Origin of the sequence: Stenotrophomonas sp. TWI169, assembly GCF_039674705.1 — a bacterium.
Lineage (GTDB): Bacteria > Pseudomonadota > Gammaproteobacteria > Xanthomonadales > Xanthomonadaceae > Stenotrophomonas > Stenotrophomonas maltophilia_P.
The window spans coordinates 132054-151524 of record NZ_JBDJOB010000005.1 but is presented as its reverse complement, the minus strand read 5'-3'; the positions used below and the strand labels follow the sequence as shown (position 1 = coordinate 151524).

General features: G+C 67.4%; 22 protein-coding genes. 12 read left to right on the top strand and 10 right to left on the bottom strand.

Annotation, left to right across the window (positions count from 1 at the left end; all coding sequences use genetic code 11):
- Positions 1-70 precede the first annotated feature (70 nt).
- The 5 genes from ABE543_RS05905 to ABE543_RS05885 all read left to right on the top strand — a co-directional run bounded on the left by ABE543_RS05905 (position 71) and on the right by ABE543_RS05885 (position 3259).
- Positions 71-664, top strand: coding sequence for a 5-formyltetrahydrofolate cyclo-ligase (locus ABE543_RS05905; protein ID WP_053519830.1), 594 nt, complete (start codon positions 71-73; stop codon positions 662-664).
- Positions 661-1140 carry an EVE domain-containing protein gene (locus ABE543_RS05900; RefSeq protein WP_111186787.1) on the top strand — a complete coding sequence of 160 codons (480 nt, stop codon included), beginning with the start codon at positions 661-663 and terminating at the stop codon, positions 1138-1140. The genes ABE543_RS05905 and ABE543_RS05900 overlap by 4 nt, the downstream gene beginning before the upstream one ends.
- A gap of 22 nt (positions 1141-1162) precedes the next feature.
- A complete protein-coding gene (gene rpiA / locus ABE543_RS05895) occupies positions 1163-1810 on the top strand; it encodes a ribose-5-phosphate isomerase RpiA (protein WP_065175077.1) in 648 nt (215 codons plus the stop codon).
- Between the two features lie 23 nt (positions 1811-1833).
- Positions 1834-2280: a DUF192 domain-containing protein gene (locus tag ABE543_RS05890; RefSeq protein WP_053519833.1), complete on the top strand. Its 447-nt coding sequence runs from the start codon at positions 1834-1836 to the stop codon at positions 2278-2280.
- Positions 2281-2413: 133 nt separating this feature from the next.
- Positions 2414-3259: a SirB1 family protein gene (locus ABE543_RS05885; RefSeq protein WP_053519834.1), complete on the top strand. Its 846-nt coding sequence runs from the start codon at positions 2414-2416 to the stop codon at positions 3257-3259.
- 39 nt (positions 3260-3298) lie between these two features.
- Here ABE543_RS05885 and ABE543_RS05880 read toward each other — a convergent pair whose 3' ends face one another.
- Entirely contained in the window at positions 3299-3523 is a 225-nt protein-coding gene (locus ABE543_RS05880; protein ID WP_053519835.1) for a rubredoxin, read from the bottom strand.
- A 34-nt stretch (positions 3524-3557) separates the two neighbouring features.
- Here ABE543_RS05880 and thiE point away from each other — a divergent pair, with 34 nt between their 5' ends.
- Entirely contained in the window at positions 3558-4184 is a 627-nt protein-coding gene (gene thiE, locus ABE543_RS05875) for a thiamine phosphate synthase (protein ID WP_111186788.1), read from the top strand.
- Between the two features lie 15 nt (positions 4185-4199).
- Positions 4200-5489 (top strand): glutamate-1-semialdehyde 2,1-aminomutase, encoded by a 1290-nt coding sequence (gene hemL, locus ABE543_RS05870; RefSeq protein ID WP_065175080.1) that lies wholly within the window; start codon positions 4200-4202, stop codon positions 5487-5489.
- 159 nt (positions 5490-5648) lie between these two features.
- On the opposite strand, the gene azu is transcribed toward hemL, so the two are convergent.
- Positions 5649-6098 carry an azurin gene (azu, locus tag ABE543_RS05865; RefSeq protein ID WP_050509801.1) on the bottom strand — a complete coding sequence of 150 codons (450 nt, stop codon included), beginning with the start codon at positions 6096-6098 and terminating at the stop codon, positions 5649-5651.
- A gap of 123 nt (positions 6099-6221) precedes the next feature.
- On the opposite strand from azu, the gene ABE543_RS05860 reads away from it, so the two are divergent.
- The gene (locus ABE543_RS05860; RefSeq protein WP_065181694.1) at positions 6222-6824 is read left to right on the top strand and encodes an HAD-IA family hydrolase; all 603 of its coding nucleotides are present in this window, start codon (positions 6222-6224) and stop codon (positions 6822-6824) included.
- A gap of 110 nt (positions 6825-6934) precedes the next feature.
- Here ABE543_RS05860 and ABE543_RS05855 read toward each other — a convergent pair whose 3' ends face one another.
- On the bottom strand, positions 6935-8161 hold the full coding sequence (locus ABE543_RS05855; protein WP_346475425.1) for an acetylornithine transaminase: 1227 nt from the start codon (positions 8159-8161) through the stop codon (positions 6935-6937).
- A 63-nt stretch (positions 8162-8224) separates the two neighbouring features.
- On the opposite strand from ABE543_RS05855, the gene ABE543_RS05850 reads away from it, so the two are divergent.
- Positions 8225-9097 carry an ion transporter gene (locus tag ABE543_RS05850; RefSeq protein ID WP_346475445.1) on the top strand — a complete coding sequence of 291 codons (873 nt, stop codon included), beginning with the start codon at positions 8225-8227 and terminating at the stop codon, positions 9095-9097.
- Between the two features lie 105 nt (positions 9098-9202).
- Here ABE543_RS05850 and ABE543_RS05845 read toward each other — a convergent pair whose 3' ends face one another.
- On the bottom strand, positions 9203-10183 hold the full coding sequence (locus tag ABE543_RS05845; RefSeq protein WP_346475424.1) for a YiiG family protein: 981 nt from the start codon (positions 10181-10183) through the stop codon (positions 9203-9205).
- Positions 10184-10258: 75 nt separating this feature from the next.
- A complete protein-coding gene (locus ABE543_RS05840; RefSeq protein WP_346475423.1) occupies positions 10259-11077 on the bottom strand; it encodes an NAD(P)-dependent oxidoreductase in 819 nt (272 codons plus the stop codon).
- 108 nt (positions 11078-11185) lie between these two features.
- On the opposite strand from ABE543_RS05840, the gene ABE543_RS05835 reads away from it, so the two are divergent.
- Positions 11186-11869: a hypothetical protein gene (locus ABE543_RS05835; protein ID WP_197572596.1), complete on the top strand. Its 684-nt coding sequence runs from the start codon at positions 11186-11188 to the stop codon at positions 11867-11869.
- A gap of 34 nt (positions 11870-11903) precedes the next feature.
- On the opposite strand, the gene ABE543_RS05830 is transcribed toward ABE543_RS05835, so the two are convergent.
- Entirely contained in the window at positions 11904-12410 is a 507-nt protein-coding gene (locus ABE543_RS05830) for a DUF2867 domain-containing protein (RefSeq protein ID WP_053519843.1), read from the bottom strand.
- Entirely contained in the window at positions 12407-13069 is a 663-nt protein-coding gene (locus ABE543_RS05825; protein ID WP_111186793.1) for a serine/threonine-protein kinase, read from the bottom strand. The genes ABE543_RS05830 and ABE543_RS05825 overlap by 4 nt, the downstream gene beginning before the upstream one ends.
- An 85-nt stretch (positions 13070-13154) precedes the next feature.
- On the opposite strand from ABE543_RS05825, the gene ABE543_RS05820 reads away from it, so the two are divergent.
- The gene (locus ABE543_RS05820) at positions 13155-15152 is read left to right on the top strand and encodes a bifunctional DedA family/phosphatase PAP2 family protein (RefSeq protein ID WP_065175086.1); all 1998 of its coding nucleotides are present in this window, start codon (positions 13155-13157) and stop codon (positions 15150-15152) included.
- Between the two features lie 96 nt (positions 15153-15248).
- On the opposite strand, the gene ABE543_RS05815 is transcribed toward ABE543_RS05820, so the two are convergent.
- From ABE543_RS05815 to ABE543_RS05805, 3 genes are all read right to left on the bottom strand, one after another.
- Entirely contained in the window at positions 15249-15827 is a 579-nt protein-coding gene (locus ABE543_RS05815) for an LON peptidase substrate-binding domain-containing protein (protein WP_053519216.1), read from the bottom strand.
- Complete coding sequence (gene mpl, locus ABE543_RS05810) at positions 15824-17188, bottom strand: UDP-N-acetylmuramate:L-alanyl-gamma-D-glutamyl-meso-diaminopimelate ligase (RefSeq protein ID WP_346475422.1); 1365 nt, start codon at positions 17186-17188, stop codon at positions 15824-15826. Before mpl ends, ABE543_RS05815 begins: the two co-directional genes overlap by 4 nt.
- A gap of 322 nt (positions 17189-17510) precedes the next feature.
- Entirely contained in the window at positions 17511-18074 is a 564-nt protein-coding gene (locus ABE543_RS05805) for an adenylate kinase (RefSeq protein ID WP_053519211.1), read from the bottom strand.
- A gap of 135 nt (positions 18075-18209) precedes the next feature.
- On the opposite strand from ABE543_RS05805, the gene ABE543_RS05800 reads away from it, so the two are divergent.
- Complete coding sequence (locus ABE543_RS05800; protein ID WP_053519209.1) at positions 18210-19466, top strand: 6-phosphofructokinase; 1257 nt, start codon at positions 18210-18212, stop codon at positions 19464-19466.
- Positions 19467-19471: the final 5 nt, after the last annotated feature.

Here is a 19471-nt window from a genome sequence, read left to right as displayed (position 1 = left end):
GGGCGGCGTCTTCGGGCGTCGCCCTTGTTCTTTCCGGCACAATGACGGCTGTTCCTTGCCGCACGCTGCCATGACCGACCCGCGCCAGGCCCTGCGCCACGACCTGCGGCAACGCCGCCGCGACCTTTCCGCCAGCGAGCGCATCGCCGCCGCCGATGCCCTTGCCGATGGGCTGCTGGCGTTGCCGTTTGCGCCGCTTCACGGCCACGTTGCCGGCTATTGGGCGCTGGACGGTGAGATCGCGCTGCATCGCTGGCAGCTGCAGCTGCCCGATGGACTCACCTACTGCCTGCCGGTGCTGGCCGGCGACACGCTGCGCTTCGCGCCCTGGCGGCCCGGTCAGCCCCTGACCGGCAACCGCTACGGCATTCCGGAACCGGACGTGGCCGTGGAAGACACGCTGGAACCGGCGCAGATGGCGCTGGTAGTGACCCCGCTGGTGGGTTTCGACACACAGTGCCGGCGGCTGGGCATGGGGGGCGGCTGGTATGATCGCAGCTTCGCCTTCCGCCACGACCGGCCGGCGCCGCCCTGGCTGGTCGGTGCTGCCTTCGCGGTGCAGCAGGTCGAGTCCTTGCCGGTGGCGTCGTGGGACGTGCCGGTGGATGCGATCTGCACCGAAGCCGGCACCCTGTTCCCCTCCGCTGCCCCCGTGAACGCATGACCGCCCGCAAGCGCTATTGGCTGATGAAGTCCGAGCCGGACGCCTTCTCCATCGATGACCTGGCCCGGGTCAAGGTCGAGCCGTGGAACGGGGTACGCAACTACCAGGCGCGCAACTTCATGCGCGATGGCATGCAGGTCGGCGACGGCATCCTGTTCTACCACTCCAATACCAAGGTCCCCGGCATCGTCGGCCTGGCCACGGTCGCCAGCCCGGCCTACCCGGACGATACCCAGTTCGACCCCCGATCCGACTACCACGACCCGAAAAGCACGCGCGAGAACCCGCGCTGGATGCTGGTGGACGTGGCCTTCGACCGCAAGCTCAGGCAGGTGATCGCGCTGGACGAGATCAAGCTGCACGCCGAAGCGCTCGGCGAGGGCTTCCCGCTGGTTGCCAAGGGCAACCGGCTGTCGGTGTTCCCGGTGACCGCCGCGCAGTGGAAGCTGCTGCTGTCGCTGGAAAAGAAATCCTGATTCCCTGCTGAGAGTTCCTCCCATGTCCGAAGCCAAGCGCCTGGCCGCCGAGAAAGCCATCGAGTACGTCGAAGACGGCATGATCGTCGGTGTCGGCACCGGTTCCACCGTCGCCTATTTCATCGATGCGCTGGCGCGCATCCAGCATCGCATCAAGGGTGCGGTGTCCAGCTCGGAACAGAGCACCGCGCGCCTGAAGCAGCACGGGATCGAGGTGATCGAGCTGAACCACACCGGCAACCTGTCGCTGTACGTCGACGGCGCCGACGAGTGCGATCCCGGCAAGTGCCTGATCAAGGGCGGTGGCGCTGCACTGACCCGCGAGAAGATCATTGCCGAGGCCAGCGAGCGCTTCGTCTGCATCGTCGACCCGAGCAAGCAGGTCCCGGTGCTGGGCAGGTTCCCGCTGCCGGTGGAAGTGATTCCGATGGCACGCAGCCTGGTGGCCCGGCAGATCCGCGACATGACCGGGGGCCAGCCGACCTGGCGCGAGGGCGTGGTCACCGACAACGGCAACCAGATCCTGGACATCCACAACCTGCAGATCACCGATCCGGAAAAGCTCGAGCGCGAACTCAACCAGCTGCCGGGCGTGGTCTGCGTCGGCCTGTTTGCCCGTCGCCGTGCCGACGTGGTGATCATCGGCGGCGAACCGCCGGTCGTGCTCTGACCCTCACGCGAAGGATCCTGACGATGTCGCTGCTGCGTTCGCTGCTGATGCTTCCCTTGCTGGCCCTGGCCGGCTGTGCCACCGATGCGGCCCGTCACTGGGTCGAACTGGACGGCGCCCGCTACCACGTGGAGCTGGCAACCAATGATGAGACCCGCGCACGCGGGCTGATGTTCCGCGACCAGATGCCCGTTGACCACGGCATGCTGTTCATCCATGACCGCGAGGAAATGCAGGCGTACTGGATGAAGAACACCAAGATCGCGCTGGACATCCTGTACTTCGACAGCCAGCGCAGGCTGGTGAGCCAGCAGCGCGACGTGCCGCCCTGCTCGGCCGGCGACATGTGCCCGCCCTATCCCAGCGGCGGCCCGGCCCGGTACGTGCTGGAACTCAACGCCGGCCAGGCCGAGAAGCTCAAGCTGAAGGATGGTACCGAACTGACCTTCGGCCCGGGCATCGAGAAGTAGGCCCACGCGGCCCGGCGGCCGGCCGGCACCCCGGTCGGGGTCGGATCCCTTTCGCACGCGGACGGGATCTGACCCCTGGATTTTTCACGCCACACCGCTTGAATCCGTCTGCGATTGCCGCCAGTCTGTGACCATGCCGGACCGGATCACACTCCCCGACTGGGATGCACTGGCCGACCTCGAAGACGAGGCGCTGCCGTTGTTGCCGACCGCGCTGCTGATCGCGCGCGATGAGTATCCGGATCTGCAGCCGTCCACCTACGACGCGCTGATCCAGAGCCATGTCGACCACCTTCGCGCCGAAGTGGACAGCATCGAGCGCAGTCCGCTGAAAATGGCCGCGATCAATCGCCACCTGTTCGACGAACTGGGCTACAGCGGGGACCACGACGAGTATTACGATCCGCGCAACAGTTATCTCAACCAGGTATTCGAGCGCAGGCTCGGCAATCCGATCTCGCTGGCGCTGGTACAGATGGAGGTCGCGCGGCGGCTGGGCATTCCGCTGGACGGCGTGTCCTTCCCCGGCCACTTCCTGGTGCGCCTGCCGGTGGATGACGGTGTCCTGGTGATGGACCCGTTCAACGGCGGTCGGCCGCTGGATGTGGACGAACTGCGGGAGCGCGCAAAGTCACATCTGGGCGGGCAGATGCCCGACGACCAGGTGCTGGCGCAGATTCTCGATCCGGCACCGTCCCGCGCGATCCTGATGCGGATGCTGCGCAACCTGCACGGCGTGTATGCCGAGGCCGGTGAATGGGACCGTGCCGCGCGCAGTGCCGACCGCCTGCTGAAGCTGGCGCCGGAGCAGGACGACGCCCTGCGCGACCGGGGCCTGGCCTACCTGCAGCTGGAGTACCTGACGGGAGCCCGGCACGATCTGGGGCAGTACCTCAAGCGCAATCCCGAGGCCAGCGACGCGCAGTGGCTGCGCGAGAAGCTGATCGATCTGGGCGGGCCGATGCCACGGCTGCATTGAGGCGGTCGGTGCGCGGACCTGCGGCCCGCCCCACGTCCGTCAATCGACCTCGACCATCTCGAAATCGGCCTTGGTGACGCCGCAGTCCGGGCAGGTCCAGGTGTCCGGAATGTCTTCCCAGCGCGTGCCCGGCGCAATGCCCTCTTCCGGCAGGCCGTCGGCCTCGTGGTAAAGGAAGCCGCAGACCACGCACATCCAGGTACGCAGGGTGGTGGGGGTGGCGTCGCTCATCGGATAATCGGGGTTGAATTCACGGGCCGCCATTGTCCCATCGCGGTCCACTCACCGGTAGCCATCGATGACCTCTGCTTCCCCGGCGCCCCGTGGCGTCTACCTCATCACCCCGGATGAGCCCGACACCGCACGCCTGCTGGCCCGCACCGCGCCCTTGCTGGCCGCCGGCGCCACCTGGCTGCAGTACCGCAACAAGACCGCCAGCGACGCGCTGCGGCTGGAACAGGCCACCGCACTGCAGGCGCTGTGCGCAGAGCACGGCGTGCCGCTGATCGTCAATGATGACCCGGTACTGGCCCGGGCCGTGGGCGCAGCCGGCGTGCATCTGGGCGGTACCGACGGCGACATCGCCAGCGCGCGCGCCCTGCTCGGTGCCGACGCCATCATCGGCGCCTCCTGCTACGACCAGCTGGCCAACGCCGAGGCCGCCGCAGCCGCTGGCGCCAGCTATGTGGCCTTCGGCGCCTTCTTTCCGACCACCACCAAGATCACCACCAGCCGTGCCCACATCGATCTGCTGCGGCAGAGCGCCGCACTGGGCGTACCGCGGGTGGCGATCGGCGGCCTGACGCCGGACAATGTCGGTCCCCTCATCGAGGCCGGAGCCGACCTGGTGGCCGTGGTCAGCGGCATCTACGCCGCAGCGGACCCGGTCGCCACCCAGCGCGCCTACCTCGCCCAGTTCCGGTAACACCCAGGAAACCCGATGAACCACGACCAGTCCCACGCCCTGTTCTCCCGTGCCCAGCACTTGCTGCCGGGCGGCGTCAATTCGCCGGTCCGCGCGTTCAAGTCGGTCGGCGGCGAGCCCTTCTTCGTCGAGCGCGCCGATGGCGCCTACCTGTACGACGTGGACGGCAACCGCTACATCGACTATGTCGGTTCCTGGGGTCCGATGATCGTCGGCCACAATCATCCGGCCGTACGCCAGGCGGTGAAGAAGGCCGTCGAACAGGGCCTCTCGTTCGGTGCGCCGTGCGCCGCCGAAGTGACCATGGCCGAGACCATCACCCGCCTGGTGCCGTCCTGCGAGATGGTGCGGATGGTCAACTCCGGCACCGAAGCGACCCTGTCGGCGATCCGCCTGGCCCGCGGTGCCACCGGTCGCAACCGCATCGTCAAGTTCGAAGGGTGTTACCACGGCCATGGCGACTCGTTCCTGGTGAAGGCCGGCAGCGGCATGCTGACCCTTGGCGTGCCCACCTCGCCGGGCGTTCCAGCAGGCCTGAGCGAACTCACCCTGACCCTGCCCTACAACGACTTCGAAGCCGCCACCGCGCTGTTCGAGGCACAGGGCAGCGAGATCGCCGGCCTGATCATCGAACCGGTGGTGGGCAACGCCAACTGCATCCCGCCACGCGACGGCTACCTGCAGCACCTGCGCGAGCTGTGCACGCAACACGGCGCACTGCTGATCTTCGATGAAGTGATGACCGGCTTCCGCGTGGCGCTCGGCGGCGCGCAGGCGCATTACGGGATCACGCCGGACCTGACCACCTTCGGCAAGATCATCGGCGGCGGCATGCCGGTGGGCGCCTATGGCGGTCGCCGCGACCTGATGCAGCAGATCGCCCCCGCCGGCCCGATCTACCAGGCCGGCACGCTCAGCGGCAATCCAGTGGCGATGGCGGCCGGCCTGGCAATGCTGGAACTGGTCCAGCAGCCCGGCTTCCACGCCGACCTGGCCGAGCGCACCGCACGCCTGTGCGAGGGCCTGGAAGCTGCGGCCGCAGACGCCGGAGTGGCCGTGACCACGACCCGGGTCGGCGCGATGTTCGGGCTGTTCTTCACCAGCGAGAAGGTGGAGACCTATGCGCAGGCCACCGCCTGTGACATTCCGGCGTTCAACCGCTTCTTCCACGCCATGCTGGACCAGGGCGTGTTCCTGGCGCCGTCGGCGTACGAGGCCGGCTTCCTGTCCAGTGCGCACGACGATGCGGTGATCGAAGCGACGCTGGCCGCTGCACGCGTGGCGTTCAAGGCCGCCAAGGGCTGAGCCCTGCCCATGGCAGGTGCCAACCTTGGTTGGCACTGCCTTGCACCGTATCCACGCCTGGCGTGGATCTACTGCAACGTGTAGAGCCGAGCCATGCCCGGCTCATCGTACGCAGCGCGGAAAAGAGCAGTCAAGCATGGTGCGACGCTGCAAACGGCGTCAACCAAAGACGAACGTGCCCTTCATCATCGCGAAGTGGCCGGGGAACGAGCAGAAGAAGGTGTAGTCACCGCCCTTCTGCAGGCCCTGGGTAGAGAAGCGCACGCGCGTGGTCTCGCCGCCGCCGATCACCTTGGTGTGCGCCAACACGCGCTTGTCGGCCTTCGGCAGGTAGCTGTCGGCCAGGGTCATGCGCATGCCCGCCATCGCCACCGGCTGGTAATCGGCACTGCGGGTCAGCACCCAGTTGTGGCCCATGGCAGTGGCGGCCAACTTGCCGGTGTGGCGCAGGGTCAGATCCACGGCGGTGCAGTCGGCGGCGACCTTGATCTCGCGGCTGCTGAAGCTCATCTGGTCGGTGCTGTCGATGCTTACCGCACACACCCGCGCCATCGCCGACGGCGCCAGCATCAGCGCGCCCAGTCCCACTGCCACCATCCAAGCCTTCATCGTTGCCTCTCCTGCGGATTCAAGCGCCATTCTAGGCAGCCCCCTGTGGCCGCGTCTGCGACCGTCTGTCGCATGCCCACTCCAGGGTTTCCCGCACACTTGCCGCAATGGCATGCTCGGCCGATGCGGATCGACCTGTTGCTGCTGGATGTAGACGGCGTGCTGGTGCATTACCAGCGCGCGCAACGCGTGCTGCATCTGGCGAAGGCGCTGGGGGTTCCGACGCAGGCCGTGCAGGCCGCGTTGTACGACAGCGGGCTGGAAGCCGCGCATGACAATGGCTTGCTGGGCGGCCCTGCCTATCTGGCGCGATTGGGAGAGCTTCTGCACAGGACCATCGACGTGGACACCTGGACGGCAGCGCGGCAAGCCGCGAGCCATCCGCAGCGCGCAGTCCTGCAACGGCTGCGGGCCCTGCAGCTGCCGATGGCGGTGCTGACCAACAATGGCGCGCTGATGAAGCAGGCGTTGCCTTCCCTGCTGCCGGAGCTGTTCCCTGCCCTGCTGGGTCGCGTGTTCTGCAGCGCCGATTTCGGCCTGCGCAAACCGGCGCCGGAGGTGTTCCTGCGCACGCTGGAGATGCTTGATGCGGCGCCTGCGCACACGCTGTTCGTCGATGACCTGTTCGCCAACGTGCGCGGCGCACGCGCCGCTGGGCTGCACGCGGAAACGGTGCACGATGGCCGTGGGCTGGGCAAGGTGTTGAAGCGCTACCGGATCACGTGACCGCTGTAGAGCCGAGCCCATGCTCGGCTGCTGTTGCCTGACGTGGAGATGAGCCGAGCATGGGCTCGGCTCTACAGCGATTCCGCGGCAACGGGGTCAGCGCCAAGGCTTCAGCGTGCGGCGACGAACGCCGCAACAGCGGCACGCAGGCGCTTCAGGCCTTCGGCCACTTCTTCGTCGGTGATGTTCAACGACGGCACGAAACGCAGCACGTCCGGACCGGCCTGCAAGGTCAGCAGGCCGTGTTCGGCCGCGTGATCGAGGATGGCACCGGCCTGCCCGGCGAAGTCCTTGGCCAGGACCGCGCCCAGCATCAGGCCGCGACCGCGTACGCCACTGAACACGCCGAAATCCTCGCTGATGCGGGCGAAACCATCGCGCAGCGCCTTCGACTGGCGGCTGACATTGGCGGCGATCTCAGGCGAGGACAGTTTGCGCAGCGCAACGCGGGCGACGGCAGCAGCCAGCGGATTGCCACCGAAGGTGGTGCCGTGCGCACCGAACTGCATGGTCTCGGCGACCTTCGGGCCGGCCAGCATCGCGCCGATCGGGAAGCCGCCTCCCAGCGCCTTGGCCAGGGTGACCATGTCCGGCACCACGTCATCCTGCCAGTGCGCGAACAGCGTGCCGGTACGGCCCATGCCCGCCTGGATCTCATCCAGCACCAGCAGCGCGCCGTGCTGGTCGCACAGCTCGCGCACGCGCTTGAGGAAACCGGACTTGGCCGGCATCACGCCACCTTCGCCCTGCACCGGCTCCAGCATCACCGCCGCCACGTCGCCCGCGGCCATCGCCGTTTCCAGCTGCACCTCATCGTTGAAGTCGATGTAGCGGAAGCCACCGGGCAGCGGCTCATAGCCTTCCTGGTACTTCGGCTGGGCGGTGGCGGTCACCGCGCCCAGGGTGCGGCCGTGGAAGCTGCCGCGGAACGTGATGATCACCCGCTTGTCAGCCGGCCGCCCCTGGCTGGAGGCCCACTTGCGCACCATCTTGATCGCCACTTCATTGGCTTCGGCGCCGGAATTGCACAGGAACACGCGCTCGGCGAAGCGGCTGGCCTTCACCAGCTCTTCCGCCAGGTGCAGCGGCGGTGCGCTGTAGAACACATTGCTGGTGTGCCAGAGCTTGCCGGCCTGCTCGACCAGTGCCGCCACCAGATCCGGGTCGTTGTGGCCCAGGCCGCACACGGCGATACCGGCCGCCAGATCGATGAACTCACGGCCCTGGCTGTCCCACACGCGGGCGCCCTGGCCACGCTCCAGCACCACCTGGCGAGGCTTGTAGACCGGCAGGTAGTAGTGCGAAAGGGAGATCAGCGGGTCGGTCGCGGCGGTCATGGCAGTCGGCAGGATTCAGGAATGCCCATTCTCGCGCCGGAACCCCTGCGGCACAATGCGCCCATGCGACCGTTCTCCGCCCCCCAGCTGAACCCCGCCACCGAATCCGGCTGGCGCCGCCAGTGGTTCGACATCATCTACCGGCACGATACCCGGCCCTCGCGCAATTTCGACCTGCTGCTGGTGGTGACCATCATCGCCAGCATCCTGGTGGTGATGATCGACAGCGTGCAGCACCTGCACGCCGAGTGGTCCACCGGCCTGTACGTGCTCGAGTGGGGCTTCACCCTCATCTTCACCGCCGAGTACCTGCTGCGGCTGGCGGTGGTCAAGCGCCCGCTGCGCTATGCCGTGAGCGTGTGGGGCATCATCGACCTGCTCTCGATCCTGCCCGCGTACCTGTCGATGTTCATCCCCGGCGCGCAGAGCCTGCTGGTGGTGCGTGCACTGCGCATCCTGCGTGTGTTCCGCATCCTCAAGCTGACCCGCTACATCGAGGAAAGCGGCGTGCTGATGCAGTCGCTGTGGCGCAGCCGGCGGAAGATCCTGGTGTTCCTGTTCACGGTGATCACCATCACCATCATCGCCGGCGCGCTGATGTACGTGATCGAAGGACCGGAGAACGGCTTCAGCAACATTCCTGCCAGCATGTACTGGGCGGTGGTGACCATGGCCACGGTCGGCTTCGGCGACATCGTGCCGCAGACCGTGCTCGGCCGCTTCGTCACGTCCGTGCTGATCCTGATCGGCTACAGCATCATCGCCGTGCCCACCGGCATCTACACCGCCGAACTGGCCAGTACCATGCACGAGGCCGAGCTGGCGGCACGCCGCGATGCCCGGGGCTGCCCGCACTGCGGGCTGGAAGGCCACGAACCGGATGCGCGCCACTGCCGGGCCTGCGGCAACGCGCTGCCGGAAACCTTCAACCGCTGACCCGTACCTGCGCGGGGCGGTGAGCGGCCTGCCGCCGCTCCCGCCTCAGCGCATCTGATTGCTGGCACTGACCAGTGTGTCGGCACACTGGACTGTCACCCGGATCTACTGCCGGTTGCTCTGGAACACCAGCGCGTTGTAGACATGCAGCAGTCGCCCGGCCGAACCCCGCGGGGCCATCGACGGCGAGTCCAGCATGCGCCGCTCGAAGTCGTTGTACGGGGTCTTGCTGCTGACCCGCTGCAGGCGCTCCTTGCCCTCGCGACGGAAGTTCTCGGCCTCGCGCTCGAAGCTGTTCCAGTCCAGCTTGCCCGGCTCCTGATCGGCCACCTTGGCATGTGCTTCGTCGGAAATGCGATTGAAGGCCTGCAGCCGCTCATCGGCCTGCGCCGGATCGAAATCGTCGTCGCCCATCAGGTCCATGATCGCTTTCGCTTCCAGCATCATCGCCAGCCGGTAGTACTCGCGGGTGCGGCCCTCGGCCTGTTCCAGCGCCTTGAGGTGCTCGCGCTGGGCAGCATCGTTCTGGCGTTCCAGTTCAACGTTGAACGTTTCGCTGGCGCCGGCGAAGGCCTTGAACGCCGCCATCAGCGGCGCGTGCAGCTGCTTGCCCTTGGCGAACTGGTCGTCCTCGTAATCCTGGCGCTCGTAGTAGTCGTGTGCCTCATGGCTGACCGGCACCAATGCCTTCAGCGCCTGCAGGTAGCGGCCAGCCGCCGCATCGAGTTCCGGCAGCGCGGGCTGGGCCGCGATCGCCTCGGTGATCGGTGCGTCGCACTGCTTCATGTCGTAGTCGTCGATCTCGCTCGGTCCGTACACACGGGTCTCGCGTCCGCTCGGACCGGCCTCCAGATCCTTGATCCATCCCGTGTACGAGCGGGCGCTGCCATGCACCTCGGAATCGACCGCGTTGAAGCAGCCGATATAGGCGTTGAGCTTGGCGGTCAGCTGCTGCTGGGCATCCTGCGCCGGCGCGGCATCGGCCTTGTCGGACGTGCCGGACGAGGAGGGCGGCTTGCCACCACAGGCGACCAGGGCAAGCGACAACGACGCAGCGAGCAGCGCTGCAGTGGTACGACGGAGCATCTACGCACATCCTTGTTGAAAACGATTACACCGCGAATTCTATCGCAGTTGGCCGATCGTGACACTCGCATCGGATCAGTCGAGGAACAGATCCGGCAGCAGCGGCCGCGACGGATCCACCGCGTAGCCGGACAGGTCGGTGATGCCGGCCTGTGCCAGCACCTCGTCATCGATCAGGAACTGGCCGTGGAAACCCGCGGCTTCGCGTACCAGCACGGCATGCGCGGCATCGGCCACGATCTGCGGCGTGCGGCATCCCGCCGCGTCAACGCCGGGGATCATGTTGATGGCGTCGGTGGCGATCACCGTGCGCGGCCACAGCGCATTGACCGCCACGCCCTGCGGCCCGAACTCGGCGGCAAGACCGAGGGTGACGAAGCTCATGCCCATCTTCGCCAGCGTGTAGCCGGTATGCGCACCCCACCACTTCGGTTCCAGGCTCGGCGGCGGCGCCAGGGTGAGGATGTGTGGATTCGGGGCCTGCCGCAGGTACGGCAGGCAGGCCTGTGCGCACAGGAAACTGCCACGCGCATTGACCTGCTGCATCAGGTCGAAGCGCTTCATCGGTGTCTCCAGCGTGCCGCGCAACCAGATCGCGCTGGCATTGTTGACCAGGATGTCGATGCCACCGAAGGTATCGACCGTAGCGGCGACGGCCGCCTGCACCTGCTCTTCCTCGCGGATGTCGCATTTCAACGCCAGGCCCTGGCCGCCGGCCGCATTCACCGCATCGGCAGCGCTGTGGATGGTGCCCGGCAACTTCGGGTTCGGCACCGACGACTTGGCCGCGATGGCCACGTTGGCACCATCGCGCGCGGCACGCAGCGCGATCGCCAGGCCGATGCCACGCGAGGCACCGGTGATGAAAAGGGTCTTGCCCTGCAGACTGCCCACGTTCCAGACTCCAGCGTATGCAATGAGCGGCTAGTATGCCGCGCCGACGCGGAGTTCACCCGGTCTTGACGATACTCGGGCATCCAGTCAACGCACGAGGTCCACGCCATGCGCCGTTCCCGTCTGCTGCTGCCTGCCCTCGCACTCGCCCTGATGACCGCCTGCCAGGGCAGCTCGCCCGAGCCCGGCAAGGAACCTGTCGCCACGGACACCCCCAGCGCGGAGAAGGCAGCGACCGATGGCCGGATGCGCTGGAGCGAGGCGGTGGTGTGGGACGGCGATCTCAACGCCTGCCGTCAGGGAGGCGATGCGGCGACGCGCGACTGCCTGCGCGATGCGATGCGCAGCGGCGGCGCCAGCTCGGATGCAATCACGGCCGCCGAGCAGCTTTCCACCGGCGGCGAACTGGCCTATGTCAGCGCGTGGCATGAGCATGACGGACTGGGCGTGGCCACGGTTGAATATCCCTTCCGCGCCAACACCAACCAAGGCACGCGTCTGGTGGATGCAGGCGGCAAGCGCATCGATGTCGATGCGGTGCAGCTGGACGATGCGCTGCGCGCCGACCCGACTGTGCAGGCAGTGCTGAAGGCCAACCCGCAGGCGACGCCGTTCGCACCGGCGCAGGCCGCAGGCACCACACCACTGGAAGGCGGCGGCATCCGCCTGCTGTACCGCACGCCGCTGCGCGACTGCCATGCCTGCCCGGATGTGGGGCAGCTGCAGATCGGCTATGACTTCGATGCCAAGCGGAACTTCATTGGCCAGCAGCTGGTGCCGGCAACGCCCTAGCGCTCCGGTGGCGCCGGGTGCCGCCGGGCCCGGCCTACCCGTACGCGCGTACCTGCCTGCGCAGCAGATGCGGCACGATCAGCCGGTGCATCGGGTCCACCGGCAGCATGTACAGGCGCCCGAACGCGTTGTGCGTATGCACCACCGTCGCCACTTCCAGCGTGTCACCCTGCCACTGCAGCGCCAGCTGCACGTGCAGGTGCCGGTCGTCATCCTCCAGCACGATGGCATCATCGTGCAGCGACTGCAGGGTGAAAATGCCGAGCCGCTGCCCGGGACTCGGATGCTGCGCAGCCTGCACCGCACGCAGCGAACCCAGATCCTTCATCCCGAGCAGGCGCATGCCCTGGTTGCGCAGCGCCATCAGCCCGTCAAACCACGCGGGGACCGTCGCTGCCATGTCGCGATAGGCCTGCAGTGCACTGCGCCCCTGTCGATGGGTGGCGACGCGGCAGGCATGCACGAAACCCGCACCCGCCAGCTGCGGATGCAGGACGCTGGCCGCGCTCGGCAGCGTGGTCACTACGTTCCACCGTCTCACGGCTTCGGCCCCTGCCCTTCGTTGTCTTCCCAGTGCAGGATGCGCCGTGTGACGAAGCGGTAGACCGGCTTGCCGGTGGCGAACCACAGTTCGCGTACCCACGACGTGCGCTTGAGCACGCGCTTCTCCACCGGCGTCAATGACTCGCGGCAATACATGCGTTTGTGCTTGAGCAGATGGCGCAGATCCTCGCGGGCCAGCAGGCGCATCCAGCGCGAGCGCGGATTGCCGATCACCGCCAGCTGGAAGTCGATCAGCGCCGGACGACCATCGTCGGTGACCAGCCAGTTGGCCTCCTTGGCCAGGTCGTTGTGGGCGACGCCGCGCCGGTGCAACTGCTGCAGCAGGCGCCGCGCGGCGCGGAACCAGGCGAGGTCGCCGCGCGGCGGGCGCTGGTACATGGCATCGCCGGCCATGAAACTGCGATCCAGGTGGCGGCCATCCCAATCGATCAGCTGCGGGACATCGGCCATGCCGTGGATATGGCGCAGCGCGCGTGCTTCGCGCCGCGCCAGCCACCACGCCGGCAGGCGCAGCCACAACGGCGTCGCCCCCAGATCGCGGCGCACGAACGGCCCGTCGGGGCCCTCCATACGAAGGATGCGGCCGAAGCTGTCGGCCTTCAATGCATGTGGTGGGACGTCTGGCGAATGCGGCATGGCGCCATTCTAGGCGATGCCGACGGTGGCAAACGGTCGGCAAGCGGCTGGGAGCCAGTCACCTTCACGCCTTTATAATCGGGCAATGGACTCTTCATGGATCGACGCCACCCTCGCGTGGATTGCCGCTCATCCCGTGCTGGCGGGCGCGGTCATTTTTCTGATCGCGTTCTGCGATGCGGTCATCATTCTCGGCGCCATCGTGCCCGCACTGCCCCTGCTGTTCGCCGTGGGCGTGTTCATCGGCCTTGGCCAGATCTCCGGGCCGTACGCGGTCGCTGCGGCAGCGCTGGGTGCGTTCGCGGGCGACGGCATCAGCTACTGGATCGGCCGCCGCTGGGGCGATCGCCTGCGCGGCGTGTGGCCGTTCAGTCGCTACCCGCAACTGCTGGACCGTGGCGAGAACCTGTTCCGCCGCAATGCCTTCAAGAGCATTCTGGTGGCCCGCTACGTCGGCGCGATCCGGCCGTTCGTCCCCGCCATCGCCGGCATGATGAACATGCCCGCCAGCCGCTACATGCAGGCCAGCGGCATCGCCAGCATTTCCTGGGCCGTGCTGTTCCTGGCGCCAGGCTGGATCCTGGGCGAAGCCTATGACGCGGTCGCGGCCGTGGCAGGTCGCCTGGTGGTGGTGGTCGGCCTGCTCGCGGTGATCCTCAGCCTGGTCTGGGCGATCGTGCTGTACGGCTACCGCTGGTCCGCCGCGCGCATGGATCATTGGCTGTCGCGCCTGCTCGACTGGTCCAACCGCCATCCGACTCTGGGCCGTTACACGGTCGGCGTGCTCGACCCGAAGCGGCGCGAGTCGGTGCCGTTGGCGATGCTGGCACTGATGCTGCTGCTGCTCGGCTGGGGCTGGTTCGCACTGCTCACCCTGGTGGTCGCGCACGGTGAACCGCTTGCGGTCGATCTGCTGGTGCACCAGGCCATGCTGGCGCTGCGCAACCCGCTGGCCGACTACCCGATGGCGGCGCTGGCCTCGCTCGGCGCATGGCCGGTACTGCTGCCGGCCACTGCCGCGGCGATGGGCTACCTGATCTGGCGCCGGCGCTGGATGGCTGCGGCGCACTGGCTGGCCGCGCTCGCCTTCGGCCTGGCCCTGACCCTGCTGCTCGGCGCGACCGTGGATGTGGTCCGCCCGGTCGACGCCAGCAGTGGCTTCGGCTTCCCGTCGGTGTCTGTGACCATGGCCACCATCACCTTCGGCTTCTTCGCGGTCCTGATCGCGCGCGAGATGCCCGGCCGCACCCGCGTCTGGCCGTACCTCGTATCGGGCATCGTGGTCAGCCTGATCGGCTTCTCGCGCCTGTATCTGGGCGCACACTGGCTGAGCGATGTGATCGGCGGCATGCTGTTCGGCACGTTCTGGCTGCTGGTGCTGGGCATTGCTTACCGCCGCCGGTTCAACCGGTCGTTCTGGGTCAAACCGGTCGCCTGGCTTTTCTACGGCGTCTTCGCCGTTGCCGCGATGTGGTATGCGCCGCGCAACATCGCGGTGAAGCTGGAACGTTTCGAGCCGTCCCTGCCCGCCGCGCAGGCGATGGATATGCAGGCGTGGTGGCAGCACGACTGGTCCGCGCTGCCGGCGCGCCGCAACGAGTTCGACGATGACCAGCGCTGGCCGCTCGATGTGCAGGTCGCCGGTCCCCTGGCCCCGTTGCAGGCACAGCTGGAGGCACGTGGCTGGACGCTGCAGGAGCAGGCCGGTTGGCAGGAAGCATTGCTGATGCTGGACAAGGACACCGGTGCGGAGCAGCTGCCGGTCTTGCCGGCAACGCTGGACACGCGCGTGGAAGCATTGCTGATGGTGCGCCAGGGGGCGCGTCCGGACGAGCGCTACGTGCTGCGCCTGTGGCCGGCCGCCGTGCAGCTGCAGCCGGGCGACACGCCACTGTGGCTGGGCAGCGCACAGACCCTGCGCTACGAGCGCCACTTCCAGTGGATCGGCATGTGGCATCCGCTGCGCGGCGTGGATCCAGCCTTGAACGCGGTGAAGGACGCCGTGCAGGACCTGCCGCAACGCGAGGATGTGCACGGCGAAACCGGGTTGCCGGTACTGCGGTTGAAGACCATCGCACCGTGAGGAGCCGCCGGGCGTGGCCCGGCGCTACCGCGATGCCGTGTGGTAGCGCCGGGCCATGCCCGGCGGCACCAGTTCCAAGCGCTGCGTGAATGATTCTTACGGCATCCAGCCCAGCAACTGCTGCAGGCGCTGATGCGGATCGTCCATCTGCAGCAGTTGCAGGCGCTGCTGTTCGCTCAACGGCAGCAGCTCGGCCAGCCGCCAACCGACCCAGCTTGCCTGGTCCAGCAACGCAGGGTTGGCCGGAGCGTAGGCTTCGCCGGCCTGCTCGATGATGTGACCCAGCACGGTGGCCAGCAGCGCATGCTGTGGACGCAGCTCGTCATCCGGGTCTTCTTCGCACCAGCGCACATCGGCCACCACCAGGCCGTTGTCGCGCACCCGGGTGCGCTCGACATGGAAGCGGCGGGTACCGCGCAGGCGCAGCTGCAGCACGCCGTCGGCGCCGACATCGAAGTCCTCGATGCGTACCTGCACACCGTAGGCGGCCGGCGTTGCCGGCGCACCGACCTCCTGGCCATCAAGGATCAGGCAGACGCCGAATCCCTCCGCACTGCGGCCGCTGTCGCGGATCAGGTCCAGATAGCGGCGCTCGAACACGCGCAGGCCGATCGCCGCGCCAGGCAGCAGGGTGCTATGCAGCGGGAACAGGGGCAGTGACGCGTCCGTGCTCATCGCGCCTGCAGTGCTGCAAGGAATCGGCGCGGCGCGCCGTCGAAGCCACCATTGGACATGAACACCACGTGGTCACCGCGGTGCACGCGCTCCTGCAGCTGTGCCAGCAATGCGTCGGTATCGGGTACCGCGTGCGCGTGGCCGCGCACCGCTGCGATCACCGACGCTGCGTCCCAGGCCAGCTCGGGACGATGCAGGAACACCACCTCGTCGGCCAGCGCCAGCGAGGGCGCAAGCGCGTGTGCATGTGCGCCCAGCCGCATCGAATTGCTGCGCGGTTCCATCGCCACCACGATGCGTGCATCGCCCACCTTGGCGCGCAGGCCCTCGAGGGTGGTGGCGATCGCGGTGGGATGGTGCGCGAAGTCGTCGTAGACGGTGATGCCGTCGTGGCTGCCGATCACTTCCATGCGCCGCTTGACGCTGCGGAAGCGCGCCAGCGCCGGGATCACCTCGGCCGGTGCCACGCCCACCGCATGGGCAGCGGCCAGCGCAGCCAGGCCATTGAGCACGTTGTGCCGCCCCAGCAGCGACCATTGCACATCGCCCAGCGCTTGCCCGTGATGGTGCACGCGGAAGGCGCTGCCATCGGCGGCCAGCAGTTCGGCATGCCATTCCAGCGCCGGATCGAATCCGAAACGCTCGACCGGCGTCCAGCAGCCCATTGCCAGCAGTTCGGCCAGGTGCAGGTCCTCGCCGTTGACGATCAGGCGGCCGCGCGCGGGAACGGTGCGCACCAGATGGTGGAACTGGCGCTGGATCGCGGCCACGTCCGGGAAGATGTCGGCGTGGTCGTATTCGAGATTGTTGAGGATGGCGACAAGCGGCCGGTAGTGGACGAACTTGCTGCGCTTGTCGAAGAAGGCGGTGTCGTACTCATCGGCTTCCACCACGAACTCACGGCCCTGGCCGAGGCGGGCGGAAACGCCGAAATCCTCGGCCACGCCACCGATCAGGAAACCCGGTGCGCGACCGGCATTCTCCAGCAGCCAGGTGAGGATGGTCGTGGTGGTGGTCTTGCCGTGGGTGCCGGCCACAGCCAGCGTGTCGCGGCCCGGCAGCACCTGCTCGGACAGCCACTGCGCGCCGGAGCTGTAGCGCTGGCCGGCGTCGAGCACGGCCTCCACGGCCGGGTTGCCACGCGAGAGCGCGTTGCCGATCACCACCTGGTCGGTGCCCGCCGGCACGCTGTCGACCCGGTAGCCCTGGTCCAGGGTGATGCCCAGCTGCTCCAGCTGGGTCGACATCGGCGGATAGATGGCCTGGTCACTGCCGCTGACCGTATGGCCCAGTTCCCGCGCCAGGGCGGCCACGCCACCCATGAAGGTGCCGGCGATTGCAAGGATATGTACGCTGCTCATGAGCGAGGATTGTGACCGATCACGGCTGTATAGGGCCAATGTCCGTAATGGGGTCAGACAAGTCCTACACCCGATGTGAGAAAACTCCAGCCACCTGTCAGGGAATTCCCGATAGCGATGTTCTGTGAACCCGGACACAATTCGGATTGCCAGCCGCAGTACCCGAACCGGTCCTACTCCCCAAGAGGCCATCCCCAAGGGAGCTCATGCTGCGGGGCCCTGAGCAAGCCCTCCGCTGGCACCTATGAAAACGACACAGGCCTGGTCCGCAAGGACCAGGCCTGTGTTCTGCATGCCGACCGCAGCCGGCCGCGCGCCTGGTTCAGGCCTTGATCGCGGCCAGGATGCGGGCTTCGATCTCGTCGAGCTCGCCGACGCCATCGACGCGTGCCAGGGTGCCCCGGCCTGCATAGAAATCCACCACCGGCGCGGTCTGGTCGTTGTAGACCTGCAGGCGCTGGCGCACCGATTCGGGATTGTCGTCGGCGCGGCCCTGCTCCTTGGCGCGGCCGGCGATGCGTTCGACCAGCAGTTCGGTGGCCACATCCAGCTGCACCACCGCATCCAGCGGCTGACCGATCTTGGCCAGCAGGCCGTCCAGCGCATTGGCCTGCGCCACGTTGCGCGGATAGCCATCCAGGATGAAGCCCTTGGCGACATCCGCCTGGGCCAGCCGCGACTCAAGCATGCCCAGCAGGATCTCGTCCGATACCAGGTTGCCGGCATCCATCACCGCTTTCGCCTGCTTGCCCAGCTCCGAGCCCGCAGCGATCTCCGCACGCAGCATGTCACCGGTCGAGATATGGGCGATGCCCAGCTTGTCCTTCAGGCGCGTCGCCTGTGTCCCCTTGCCCGAACCGGGCGGTCCCAACAGAACCAATCGCATTGACCTGACTCCAACGTGTTGAAAACAAAGAAGGTTCGCGTCCCGGACGGTCCGGTATCGCTGCACCGCAATAGCGCCACTTTACCGCATCCGGGTAATGTCCCTGCAATGTCCCTCCCCTGAGCAGGTAGAAGCATGCGCAACGGTACCCTCCTCTATGCCCAGTCCGGTGGTGTCACCGCGGTCATCAACGCCACCGCTGCGGCGGTGATCGAACAGGCCCGGGCCAAGGGCATCAAGGTCCTGGCGGCCCGCAACGGCATCCTGGGCGCCCTGCGCGAAGAGCTGATCGATACCAGCAGGGAGAGTGCGGCGGCCATCCGCGCCCTCGCCCATACACCGGGCGGTGCCTTCGGTTCGTGCCGCTTCAAGCTGAAGTCGCTCGATGCCGACCGTGCGCGCTACGAACGTCTGCTGCAGGTCCTGCGCGCGCACGACGTGCGCTGGTTCCTCTACAACGGCGGCAACGACTCGGCCGATACCGCGCTGAAGGTCTCGCAGCTGGCCAAGGCCTCCGGCTACGACCTGACCTGCATCGGCGTGCCGAAGACCATCGACAACGACCTGGCTGTTACCGATACCTGCCCCGGCTTCGGCTCGGCGGCCAAGTACACCGCGGTGTCGGTGCGCGAGGCGGCGCTGGATGTCGCGGCGATGGCCGAGACCTCCACCCGCGTCTTCATCTACGAAGCGATGGGCCGCCATGCCGGGTGGCTGGCCGCTGCCGCAGGCCTGGCCGGCAATGGCGACGATGAGGCCCCGCACATCATCCTGCTGCCCGAACGTGCCTATGACGAGGCGGCCTTCCTGGCCAAGGTCAAGGCGGTGGTCGAACGCGTCGGTTACTGCGTGGTCGTGGCCTCCGAGGGCATCGCCACGGCGGATGGCCGCTTCGTCGCCGATGCCGGCGGCAGCAAGGATTCATTCGGTCATTCGCAGTTGGGCGGCGTCGCCGCGCACCTCGCTGGCCGGGTCAAGGACCAGTTGGGGCTGAAGGTGCACTGGGCCCTGCCCGATTACCTGCAGCGCTCGGCACGTCACATCGCCAGCCGCACCGACTGGGACCAGGCGCAGGCCGTGGGCAAGGCGGCCGTGCAACTGGCATTGAAGGGCCAGAACGGGGTGATGCCGGTGATCGTGCGCAGCAGCGACGCACCGTACCGCTGGAAGATCGAGTCCGCGCCGCTGTCGAAGATCGCCAACCACGAGAAGAAGATGCCGGCCGGCTTCATCCGGCGCGACGGCTTCGGCATCACTGCCCGGGCGCGCGCCTATCTGTCACCGCTGATCAAGGGCGAAGCGCCACTGCCGTACGGCGCCGACGGCCTGCCGAAGTATGTGACGCTGAAGAACGTGGCAGTGAAGAAGACGCTGCCGGCCTTCGAGGTCTGACTGCG